This window comes from Ensifer adhaerens (assembly GCF_002940685.1).
GTDB lineage: Bacteria > Pseudomonadota > Alphaproteobacteria > Rhizobiales > Rhizobiaceae > Ensifer > Ensifer adhaerens_E.
This window is the reverse complement of record NZ_PNFP01000001.1, coordinates 527,726-538,633: the sequence shown is the minus strand read 5'-3', so window position 1 is coordinate 538,633 and position 10,908 is coordinate 527,726. Positions and strand designations below refer to the sequence as shown.

Genomic DNA, 10,908 nt, shown 5'->3' with positions numbered 1-10,908 from the left:
CAATTGCGGACACAAGGCTATCTCGCACCCCTTCCGAAACTGCTCCAGAACGGACGACCAGCATGACGCATGTGATCATCACCGGTGGCTCGAGCGGGATCGGCCTGGCGGTCGCGTCGATCTATGCGGGGCGCGGCGCCCGTGTCTCGCTGATCGCGCGCTCTCGCGACCTTCTCGAGCAGGCGCAGGCGAAGCTGGCCGCATCCACCGGGGCGAAAGCCGACAGCATCCGGATCGAGGCCGCCGATGTCGCGGAGGAGCCCGACGTGGCGGCGGCGATCCGGCGCTGCGAACAGGCTTTCGGTCCCTGCGATATCCTGGTGACGTCGGCGGGCGTCGTCGAACCGGGCCGGTTCGAAGAGCTCGACAGTGCCTCGTTCCAACGGCAGATGGAGATAAATTTTTCCGGTACCGTCCATGCGGTGCGGGCCGTCTATGACGGCATGAAACGGCGCGGAAAGGGCCGGATCATGATGATCTCTTCAGGCTCCGGCCTCATCGGCATCTATGGCTATTCGGCCTACTGCGCCTCGAAGTTCGCGCTTCACGGCTTTGCCCAGGCCCTCCGCTTCGAAGCCCGTCCGCACGGCGTCGGCGTCTCCGTGTGCTTCCCACCGGACACGGAGACACCGCAGCTTCAACGCGAACTGGCGACCCGCCCCTGCGAGGCCGAAAAGATCATGGGCGTGGTCCGGCCCTGGCCGGCGGACGCGGTGGCCAAGCGAATTGCCGGGAGCATCGAGCGGGGTCGGTTCGAGACCTTTTTCGGGCTGACGCTCTACCTGCTCGGTCGTTTCGGACCAGCCGTTCGCCCCGTGATCCACTGGTGGTTCGACAGGGCGATCGCGCAGGACAGCACCTCGGCCGCGCATAATCGTGGAGTGTCTGAGCGGCAGACCTGACGGCGCTTGTACCTAGCATCGATAAGATCTAAGTGTCGGGCGGACGCTGTGCCGCAAAAAGCGGCGTCGGCCAGCATGAAGACATGAAGGTTTCCGCTTGGCGTTGCTTCCCTTTCAGCTGCACGACTACCCGATAACACTGACGCTTGGTTGTTATCTGCTATCCTGTGCGGTGATCTTCTTCACCGACCGCTTCGCTCTGCCGAAGCGGGAGCGGCGCGCCAATCCCTCGCCCTTCGGACGCACGCAGGACGTGGTCGATGTGCTTGCCCGCCTGCCGGTCATCGCGCTGGTCTTTGCCGGCTTCTTCGCCGGCTCCTGGCGTCCGCTCTATGCGGCGGCCGGCACGATGAGCTTCTTCATCATCTTCACCGGCATCTCCCGCGCCAAGTTCAAATTCATCCGCGAGCCGCTGATCTTCTCCGACATCGCGCTTGTCGTCGACGTGTTCAAGTACAAGACGATCTTCTATGCGAGTTCGCTGAACGTCGTCTTCTGGACCGTCGCCTTCCTCTACGTCTTCGGCGTTTCCGGCCTCTACATGTATTTCGAGCCGTCCATCCTGCCGGATCGGGGCAAGGCCTTCTGGATCCTGGTGATGCTCGGTATCGCCTACGGTCCCTGGCTCCTGCTCTTCTATGGCCCGGTGAACCGGCCGACCGCGGCGCTGGTGCAGCGGCTGCTCAAGGTGCTCGATGTCAAGATGAACACGGTGCGCTTCGGCACCTTCGGCTCGGTCGTTTTCCGATTCATCATCTGGCTCGGCGTCCGGCGCGAGAAGATCGTCGCGGAACTTTCGGAAATCGTCCGGGCCGCCGTGCAGGATCTGATCGGTGACGACGGCTCGCCGCTGATCGTCGTCTGGCAATCGGAATCCTTCATCGACATGCGGCACTTCGGCGTCGATACCCTGAAACTTCCGACGCTGGACCGGTTGCGGCGCGAGGCGGTGCAATGGGGCCGGCTCAGCAGCGTGTTCGAAGGCGGCTACACGCTGCGCACCGAATTCGCCGTCATCAGCGGGCTGGAGCCCGACGACATCCATGTCGACGCCAGCTATCCGTATCTGCGCGCGTCGCACTATGCCGACGTCGTCTGGCCGGGAAAGATGAAGCGGGCCGGTTGGAACACCCACTTCATCCACCCCTATGACCGGACCTTCTTTCTCAGACACAAGGCGATGCCGCAGCTCGGCTTCTCCAAGCTGACGATGCTCGACGGCTTCGACCATCACCCCGAACGGGACGGGCCCTACGTCACCGACGAGAAGCTCGCAGCAAAGGTGATCGATGCGTGCGAGACGCTGCCCGAAGATGAGAACGGCTTCATCTTCGTCGCCTCCATGGCCAATCACGGTCCATGGGAGCCGGGCCGAGTCGGCGATCTCACCAATCCCGTCGACATCTACCTGGCTATCCTCGAACAGTCCGACGCAGCGCTCAACACATTGAGCGAGCGGCTGGACAAACTCGACCGTCCGGTCTGGCTCGTCTTCTACGGCGACCACGCGCCGCTGCTCAAATCCTTCGCGGATCCCTTTCCCGATCCGCGAACCGACTATCTGATCGTGCCGCTCGCCAAGGCAAAGCGCGCGTCCCAGAAGTCGGTCGAGCCCAGCAGCGTCGAAGCGTGGAACCTGATCGAGGCGCTTCTCAACCACGCGAACCTCAGAAAGGATACGCTGCGATAGCGGCGGTCGGCAATGGAGAACGCTTCGATGACATCGGCCGGTGCGGCCGGCCGGCCGGGACAGCGGGTCTTCCTGTTCCTGCAGGGCCCCTCCTCGCCGATCTTCCGCAAGATCGCCGACCGGCTCGAAGCGCTCGGCCACCGCTGCTTCAGGATCAATCTGAACGTCGGCGACCAGATCTTCTGGCGCCGCAAGGGCGGCTTCAACTATCGCGGTACGGCGGCAGCCTGGCCCGGCTATCTCCAGACCTTCATCGCCACCCACGGCGTCACCGATATGCTGCTTCTCGGCGAGGAGCGGCCCTACCACCGGGCAGCCACCACCGTCGCCAGGCAGGCCGGCGTCCGTGTCGCCGTTATCGAGATGGGCTACCTGCGGCCGGACTGGCTGACGCTCGAGCGCAACGGCATGTCGTCGAATTCCCATTTTCCGAACGACGCCGCGCAGATCCTTTCGGCCGCTTCGAGCCTGCCGGAGCCGGACTGGCGCAAGCGTTACAGCCAGACGTTCCTCGCCGATGCGAGCTACGATCTGCTCTACAATCTGCCGAACGTGTTTTTCTGGTTCCTGTTTCCTCATTACCGCCGCCACGCGATCTTTCATCCGCTCGCCGAATATGCCGGCTGGGTGCGCAGGCTCCTCTGCGAAAAGCGGCGCAGCTCGGAAGCGGTGGCAACCGCTGCCAAGTTGCTTTCCGAAGACACCCCCTATTTCGTCTATCCGCTCCAGCTCGAAACCGACTTTCAGCTAAGGGCGCATTCGCCCTTCCACAGCCAGAAGGATGCGATCTCGGAGGTCCTGGCTTCCTTTGCGGCGAGCGCCCCGCAAGATGCGCGCCTCGTCTTCAAGGTGCATCCGCTCGACAACGACCTCATCCCCTGGCGCAGCTTCATCGAACAGCGAGCGACGGCCCTGAGCCTGGGCGGGCGCGTCTTCTACCTCGATGGCGGCAACCTCGACACACTTGGCGAGGCGAGCGCCGGCATGGTCACGGTGAATTCCACGGCCGGCCTGCACGCCCTGAAACAGGGACGGCCGGTCAAGGTGCTCGGCACTGCCGTCTTCGATATTGCCGGGCTGACCGACCAGCAGCCGCTCGACGCCTTCTGGCAGGCGCCGCAAGCGCCGGAGCCTGAACTCGGTGTCGCGATGTTCCGCCTGCTCGCCGCGTCGATCCAGGTGCGCGGCAATTTCTATTCCCGCGCCGGGACCGATGCCGGCGCGGAAGCGATTGCCCGGCGGCTGAACGAGTGCAGCCTCAACGAGCCCGGTGCCTTCATCGACCCGCCGCCGCGCCGGAAACCGGCAAAGCGGACGCGCTCCGCGTCCCGCCACGGGTAGAGCACCCCTCGATTTCGGCCGGGCGCCTCAGCGCGGTGCGAGCGTCGCGGCGACCAGCATCAGTCCGGCGGCAGTCAAGGGCAGCGCGGAAAAACCGGCCCCGGCATAGACCACGCCGAAACCAAGCGTCCCCGCAAAGAGCGACAGATAGGTGACGCCGCTGTTCAGCCCCATGATCGCGCCACGCCTGGCCGGATCGAGCCCCGTCAGCCGCATGATCAGCACGTTGAGACCGAAATGGTTGGCAAGGCCCCAGAAGAAGACGACAACGAGCATAGCCGTGTAGGAGCCGCTCGCGGCAGCCATCGCGGCATAGACGCCGGCGACGACAAGGAAAATCAGCGGCAGCAATCGGCCCGCGCCGAAGCGATCGATCAGGCGGTCGAGAAGGGCAGCCGCACCGAAGCCGAACCCGTAGGAAACGGCCACAAGGCCATTGGCGCTGAGGGGCAGTCCGAGTGCCGCGTGCAGGTGCTCGCCGATATAGGCATAGACCCCGTAGAATGCGGCCATGAAGGCAGCGCAGGCGACCAGAAGCGGCCCAGCGCCACGTACGCCAAGTGCTGCCAGCGGCGACGTCGTCGTGCCGGCCGCGCGTTCGCGCACCGGAGCGAGCCTGACCGCGGCGCAGGCGATCAGCGTGGCTGCGGCGACGACGACGTAGACGGCGCGCCATCCTCCGAAGTCGGCGATCGCTGCCGATAGCGGCACACCGGCCACCATACTGAGCGTCCAGCCGGTCAGCACCAGGCCGATCGTCTCGCTTTCCCGTCCGGCCGGCGCGATCATCGAGGCCAGCGTGTAGATCGAAGGAAGCGCTATACCCGTGGCGACGCCGACCACGAGCTGCGCGGCGACCAGGAACGCCAGCATCGGCGCCAGCGCGCTGCCGGCAAGCCCGGCGGCCAGAAGCAACAGGGCCGCGGCCAGAATGCGATGCGGACCGTAGCGGTCGATGAAGCGGCCAAGGAAGATGGCGCTGACGGCCGTACCAAGCCCGAATGCGGCCGAAGCGACCATCACCGACGGAACATCCGCGCCGAGGCTGCGTGCCACTTCCGGCGCGATCGGCCCGAGCGCCAGCGAGTTGGAGCCGATGACGCCAATGCACACGGTCAGGACATAGGCGAAGGGCGGAATACGCACCCTGTCGATGGAGGCCGGTGAAATGGGTTGATTGATGTTCGTCATTCCTTCATTTTTGCAGAATGAAATTCAGCAACAAGAGGAATTTTCGGTATGGATCAAAATACAGATGACGTTCGGCGGAAACGTCCGCCGGAACGCGACCTCGACGCGATGGACCGAAAGCTATTAGGCGTTCTGGTCGAGGACGCGACCACGAGCTATGCCGAGCTTGGCGAACGCGTCGGGCTTTCGCCGCCGGCGGCGCATGAACGGGTAAAGCGGCTCCGCCGGTCGGGTGCAATCCGCCGCGTATCTGCGCTCATCGATCCGGACGCGGTCGGCAAGACGCTGCTTGCCTTCGTCCATGTCGACACGACCGGTTGGGGCAAGACCCAGGCGCTGCTTGCGATCGAGGAATGCCCGGAAGTGGAGGAAATCCATTCGGTCGCCGGCGACACGTGCATGCTGCTCAAGGTTCGCACGGAAAGCACGCACGCGCTCGAAGGGCTGCTGGCGCGCCTCTACGACACGCCCGGCGTCAAGGCGACGCGCAGCTATGTGGTGCTTTCGACCTATCTGGAGCGGCCGGTGCAGCCGGGCACGACGAGCGATTGGCCCGCCGTGGTGAAGGGTTAGGTCGTCTTCGCCGGCCGGAGCACTGCTCTGGCTCTCAGACGACGCCGGCGCGCAGCAGGTCGTGGATATGCAGGATGCTGACCGGCGCTCCGCCATCGTCGACCACGAACAGCACCGTCACCTTGTGCTGCTGCATGAACTCCATGGCGCCGCTTGCAAGCACGTCGCCGCGGATCACGCGCGGATTGCGCGACATCACCGCCTCGACCGGCTGCAGCAAAAGGTCGCCGGACATGTGACGACGCAGGTCGCCGTCGGTGATCACGCCGACCAGCTTGCCGGCGTCGTCGACGATGCCGACGACACCGAAGCCCTTGGACGACATCTCAATCAGCGCCTCGCTCATCGGGCGGCCCATCCTGAGCAAGGGCATCTGGGCGCCCTCATGCGCCAGTTCGCGAACGAGCCGCAGCTGCGCGCCGAGCTTGCCGCCCGGATGGAAGGTCTTGAAGTCCTCGGCCGAAAAGCCGCGCCGCTCCAGCAGCGCGATGGAAAGCGCGTCGCCGATGGCAAGCTGCAGCATCGCCGACGTGGTCGGCGCGAGGCCGTGCGGGCAGGCTTCCTGCACCTTCGGCAACACGATCGGCACTTCGGAGTTGCGCGCCAGCACGCTGTCGCGGTTGGCACAGATCGAGACGATCGGCACATTGAAGCGCTTGGCGTAGGTCAGCATGTTGGCAAGCTCGGCCGTCTCGCCCGACCAGGAGAGCAGGATCAGCACGTCCTGTGAGGTGACCATGCCGAGGTCGCCGTGGCTTGCTTCGGTCGGGTGCACGAAATAGGCGGACGTTCCGGTCGAGGCCAGGGTGGCTGCGATCTTGCGGCCGATATGGCCACTCTTGCCGACGCCGGAGACGACGACGCGGCCCTTGCTTTCGCCGACCAGTTCAACGGCTTCGACGACACTGCGGGCAAAGACTTCGTCGGCGCCGAACTGATCCGCCAGCGCCTTGATGCCAGCCATCGCGGTCGTCAGCGTCCGACCGATCGACTCCAGGGCCGCAAGTGCGGTGCGATCATCCGCCGATACATGTCTCAAACCCATGATGACCCCAATTCTCAGACGACTTAAGCAACAGGCATGAATTTGCCCGCCAGACCATTGACGGCAGATAAGCGCTTTTTCTTGGCAAACCAAGTGTTGGAAGCAGAGTTCGGGGGAAAACTGGCGCGATCTGCGGCGTTTTCGTCAGCCGGCGCGCTTTTCTTCCATTTCGAGCGGCATCGACTTGTCGGCCGCAAACTCTTCGAGCGTCATCGAATCGAGAATCGCGGCGACGGCATCGCGGACCGTCGTCATCGAAACCCGCACCTGACAGGTCTCGGGATCGTTGCAGTCCTCGCAGACCTCGTAGGCCGTGCGGCTCGCACAGCGGATCGGCGCAAGTGGACCGTCCAGCGTACGGATCACGTGGCCGATGCGGATTTCGGAAGCGGGCCGCGATAGCGAGTAACCGCCGCCAGGCCCCTTCTTCGAGCGCAGCATGCCGGCGTTGCGCAGTTCGAGCAGGATCGTGTCCAGGAACTTTTTCGGGATGTTGTTGCGCTGCGCGATCTCGGTAATGAAGGCAGTCTCGCCCGGCTCCAGCCGTGCAAGATCGACCAAGGCCTTCAGTCCGTACTTTCCCTTCTTCGTCAGCATTCCGGCACGCTTTCCCTGCGGCGGCACCCCTAAGAAACGGGAATCATCCGCGCAAATGCAAATATATCTTGGCATAGCACAAGAAACGTACTGCCAACATATAATTATAGTGGGGAATTGGCCGATGTCGCGGGCAATGGGCGCAGCGGATACGGCGAAGATGTTGGAATGCCGTCCGGACGGATGCGGGAGAAAAGCCGAAACCGGCTTTTCTCACCCGCTTCAGGCGGCGGCGCTATGGTTATGCCGCTTGGCCTGCACGGCCTGATGGGCCAAGAGCTGCCGGATCGCGGCCCGTGCCTCGTCGGCCGAGCCGAAGCGCTTCGCGTCCAGATCCCAGACGTGATACTTCACCGCCAGGAACTTGAAGCGATCTTCATCCGGGACAACAACACCGACGGCTTCGCCGCCAAATTCGATAACCTGCTTGCTCATACAAATAACGCTCCATCCACGCCTGCGGCGCGGAAACTTTCAATTTCGGCAAAAGATAAAGTTCGAGGGGTTCGAAGGTCACATTCGGCAAAGATTGCGAATGTGCCATTTTTTCTCTGTTGCGCGACAAAGGAGACGCGTGCCGAAGAAGGCGGCGGTCGAGACGGTTTCGGACATGTCACTCTCCTTTGGCTGGCCCGGCATCAGCAATGCCGGAGCGTTTGATGAACAACCGTGAGGCGGACTCCCCGCGTCACGTGATGGCAAACTAGAATAATCTACCAATTCCGTCAATTAAAAAGATGAAGACGCAGAAAAAAAATTCTTCACCTATTAAATTTTAGGGGTCGCGGACGCAAAATCCGTTCACCCGTCCCGAAACCGGCGACCCACGCTATTTAGGAAGCGAAGAATCAGTCTGCAAGGCACGGGTGGATAAAGACAGCACATTCGGACAAAAAAGGGGCGGCCCTTCCGGCCGCCCCTTCACGTTTTATATCCTCAAAAGCGGGATCAGGCCGCCGGCGTTCCCGCCTGCGGCGTGGTCGTGCCGCCGCGAGACGCTTCGCGATCCTTCCACCAGCGATTGAGGAACAGCAGTATCGGGCCGCCGATATAGATCGACGAGGTCGTTGCCACGATCACGCCGAAGATCATCGGCCAGGCGAAGCTCTTGACCGCATCGCCGCCCCAGATCGCCATCGGCACCAGCGAGAAGGCCGTGGCCATCGAGGTGAAGATGCATCGCGCGATCACCTGATTGATGCTCATGTCGATGAGATCCGAGAACGGCATCGACTTGTACTTCCTGAGGTTCTCGCGCATGCGGTCATAAACCACGACCTTGTCGTTGACCGAGTAACCGATCATCGTCAAGAGCGCCGCAATGGCCGTCAGGTTGAAGTCGATGCCAGTCAGCGCGAAGAAGCCGATCGTCTTGGTGATGTCGAGCAACAGGACCGCGATCGCGCCGACGGCGAAGTGCCATTCGAAGCGGAACCAGATGTAGAGCAGGATCGCCACCATGGCGAGACCGACGGCGAGGAAGCCCGAACGGGCAAGCTCGGTGCTGACGGTCGGGCCGACGACTTCGGTGCGTTCGAAGCTCGCATCCGGGATCGTCTGGACGACGGCATCCTTGATGCGGTTCAGCGCCGCGGTCTGCTCCTGCTCGCCGCCCGGCTGACGCTGGACGCGGATCAGGACCGACTTGTCCTGGCCGAATTCCTGCAGCGCCACTTCGCCGATGTTGAGGGCTTCAAGGTTGTGGCGCAGCGCCGGCAGATCGAGTGTGTTCTTCGAGGTGGTCTCGACCTGGATGCCGCCGACGAAGTCGATGCCGTAGTTGAGGCCAGGCGTGAAGAACAGCACGACGGAGCTGACCGACAGGAAGGCCGACATGCCGATGGCGACAAAGCGGCCCTTCATGAAGGAGAAGGACGGAAGCTTCGGAACCTTGCCGAACAGCGACGGGATCTCGAGCTTCTTCATCTTCCGGCGGACAACGACTTCGCGCATCATCAGGCGAACGACGGTGATCGATGTGAACATCGAGATGATGATGCCGAGCATCATCGTGACGGCGAAGCCCTTGACCGGGCCGGAGCCGAAGGCGAAGAGCAGCACGGTGCCCGAAAGCGTCGTGACGTTACTATCGATGATGGTTGCGTAGGCCTTGTTGAAGCCGATATCGAGCGCCTTCATCGCACCGGCGCCCGCTTCCGTTTCTTCGCGGATACGCGCGTTGATCAGGATGTTGGCGTCCACCGCCATGCCGATGCCGAGAATGATACCGGCGATACCGGGCAAGGTCAGCGTCGAGCCGAGCATGGCGAGAAGCGCGATCGTCAGGATCGTGTGCAGCACCAGGCCGACATTGGCGATCATGCCCCATGCGCCGTAGAGCACGACCATGAGGGTGACGACGAGGGCAAAGCCGGCAAGGCCGGTATAGATGCCCATGCGGATCGAGTCGGAGCCGAGGTTCGGGCCGACGGAACGCTCTTCGATGACGGTCAGCGGCGCCGGCAGTGCGCCGGAGCGCAGCAACGCCGACAGAACGGTCGCTTCCTGGGCGGTGAAGTTGCCGCTGATCTGGCCGTTGCCACCGATGATCGGTTCGCGGATGACCGGTGCGGTCAGGACCTTGCCGTCGAGAACGATGGCAAAGGGCTTGCCGACGGCAGCCTGGGTGATTTCAGCGAACTGGCGCGCGCCGAGTGTATCGAAGGTGAAGGACACGATCGGTTCATTCGTGCGCTGGTCGAAGCCGGCCTTGGCATCGGCCAGACGCTCGCCCGAAATCGCAACGCGGCTTTCGACCGCGTATTTGTTGTTGTCGTGCGCACCCGGCAGGATGTCGACGCCACGCGGCGGCGGCTGGTTCGGATCCACGGTCTGGTCGACCATGTGGAAGCTCATCTGCGCCGTCGAACCGAGGAGCTGGCGCAACGCCGTCGGGTCTTCGAGACCCGGAAGCTGCACGAGAATACGGTCGGAACCGACACGCTGGATCAACGGTTCGGCAACGCCGACGGTGTCGACGCGCTGACGGATGATTTCCAGGCTCTGCTCGACTGCCTTGGTGGTGCGGTCGGCAAGGCCGGCCTCGGTCATAGCGATGGTGACGGTGTCAGCATTCTCGGTGACCTCGATATCGGAGGCCGAGCCGCCGAAACCGAGCGTGCCGACCGGAGCCGCCAGCTCTTTCAGCTTCGGCAGCACCTTTTCCCGGTCAGCCGGGTCTTCGATCTTCACGGTGACGGTATCGCCGGCGATGCGAGCCGAAGAGGCCGAAATGCGCTCAGTGCGCAGCGCCCTGCGCGTATCGTCGAGCAGGGTTTCAAGCCGAGCCTTGCGCAGGCCGTTGGCATCGACTTCGAGCACAAGGTGCGAGCCGCCCTTGAGGTCGAGGCCGAGGGTCACCGGCTTGACCGGCAGCCAGGCGGCAAACTGTTCACGTTGTGCTTGCGTCAGCACGTTGGGGAGCGCCGCGACACATCCGAAGATGATCACGACGAGATAGACGAGAATCGCCCATTTCGATGTACGCATGGTGTGGTTCCAAAAGAGCCTGCACGGGCACGGGGCGCGTCGTCAGGACTTTGTTTTCATTGAAGGCAATGCTGCGACCG

Annotated in this window: 9 protein-coding genes; 4 read left to right on the top strand and 5 right to left on the bottom strand. The window is 63.2% G+C overall.

What is annotated here, in order from left to right:
* Positions 1 to 62: 62 nt before the first annotated feature.
* From C1A35_RS02700 to C1A35_RS02690, 3 genes are all read left to right on the top strand, one after another.
* The gene (locus C1A35_RS02700; protein WP_104662795.1) at positions 63 to 902 is read left to right on the top strand and encodes an SDR family oxidoreductase; all 840 of its coding nucleotides are present in this window, start codon (positions 63 to 65) and stop codon (positions 900 to 902) included.
* Between the two features lie 97 nt (positions 903 to 999).
* A complete protein-coding gene (locus C1A35_RS02695; RefSeq protein WP_104662794.1) occupies positions 1,000 to 2,592 on the top strand; it encodes an LTA synthase family protein in 1,593 nt (530 codons plus the stop codon).
* 27 nt (positions 2,593 to 2,619) lie between these two features.
* Positions 2,620 to 3,933, top strand: a complete 1,314-nt coding sequence (locus tag C1A35_RS02690) for a capsule biosynthesis protein (protein WP_104662793.1) — start codon at positions 2,620 to 2,622, stop codon at positions 3,931 to 3,933.
* A gap of 27 nt (positions 3,934 to 3,960) precedes the next feature.
* Here the strand turns inward: C1A35_RS02690 and C1A35_RS02685 are convergent, their stop codons facing one another.
* Positions 3,961 to 5,124 (bottom strand): MFS transporter, encoded by a 1,164-nt coding sequence (locus C1A35_RS02685; protein WP_104662792.1) that lies wholly within the window; start codon positions 5,122 to 5,124, stop codon positions 3,961 to 3,963.
* Between the two features lie 48 nt (positions 5,125 to 5,172).
* Here C1A35_RS02685 and C1A35_RS02680 point away from each other — a divergent pair, with 48 nt between their 5' ends.
* Positions 5,173 to 5,697, top strand: coding sequence for an Lrp/AsnC family transcriptional regulator (locus C1A35_RS02680; RefSeq protein WP_034797032.1), 525 nt, complete (start codon positions 5,173 to 5,175; stop codon positions 5,695 to 5,697).
* 34 nt (positions 5,698 to 5,731) lie between these two features.
* Here C1A35_RS02680 and C1A35_RS02675 read toward each other — a convergent pair whose 3' ends face one another.
* The 4 genes from C1A35_RS02675 to secD form a co-directional block, all read right to left on the bottom strand.
* Positions 5,732 to 6,742, bottom strand: coding sequence for a KpsF/GutQ family sugar-phosphate isomerase (locus C1A35_RS02675; RefSeq protein ID WP_104662791.1), 1,011 nt, complete (start codon positions 6,740 to 6,742; stop codon positions 5,732 to 5,734).
* Positions 6,743 to 6,886: 144 nt separating this feature from the next.
* Positions 6,887 to 7,339 (bottom strand): RrF2 family transcriptional regulator, encoded by a 453-nt coding sequence (locus tag C1A35_RS02670; protein ID WP_034797035.1) that lies wholly within the window; start codon positions 7,337 to 7,339, stop codon positions 6,887 to 6,889.
* Positions 7,340 to 7,561: 222 nt separating this feature from the next.
* Positions 7,562 to 7,774: a hypothetical protein gene (locus C1A35_RS02665; RefSeq protein WP_104662790.1), complete on the bottom strand. Its 213-nt coding sequence runs from the start codon at positions 7,772 to 7,774 to the stop codon at positions 7,562 to 7,564.
* A 513-nt stretch (positions 7,775 to 8,287) separates the two neighbouring features.
* Complete coding sequence (secD, locus tag C1A35_RS02660; RefSeq protein ID WP_104662789.1) at positions 8,288 to 10,828, bottom strand: protein translocase subunit SecD; 2,541 nt, start codon at positions 10,826 to 10,828, stop codon at positions 8,288 to 8,290.
* Positions 10,829 to 10,908 lie beyond the last annotated feature (80 nt).

Bases quoted from the DNA above. Each gene is read 5' to 3' on its own strand.
- C1A35_RS02700 (WP_104662795.1), top strand. From the start codon at position 63: ATGACGCATGTGATCATCACCGGTGGCTCGAGCGGGATCGGCCTGGCG.
- secD (WP_104662789.1), bottom strand. From the start codon at position 10,828: ATGCGTACATCGAAATGGGCGATTCTCGTCTATCTCGTCGTGATCATC.
- C1A35_RS02685 (WP_104662792.1), bottom strand. From the start codon at position 5,124: ATGACGAACATCAATCAACCCATTTCACCGGCCTCCATCGACAGGGTG.
- C1A35_RS02670 (WP_034797035.1), bottom strand. From the start codon at position 7,339: ATGCTGACGAAGAAGGGAAAGTACGGACTGAAGGCCTTGGTCGATCTT.
- C1A35_RS02680 (WP_034797032.1), top strand. From the start codon at position 5,173: ATGGATCAAAATACAGATGACGTTCGGCGGAAACGTCCGCCGGAACGC.
- C1A35_RS02665 (WP_104662790.1), bottom strand. From the start codon at position 7,774: ATGAGCAAGCAGGTTATCGAATTTGGCGGCGAAGCCGTCGGTGTTGTT.
- C1A35_RS02690 (WP_104662793.1), top strand. From the start codon at position 2,620: ATGACATCGGCCGGTGCGGCCGGCCGGCCGGGACAGCGGGTCTTCCTG.
- C1A35_RS02675 (WP_104662791.1), bottom strand. From the start codon at position 6,742: ATGGGTTTGAGACATGTATCGGCGGATGATCGCACCGCACTTGCGGCC.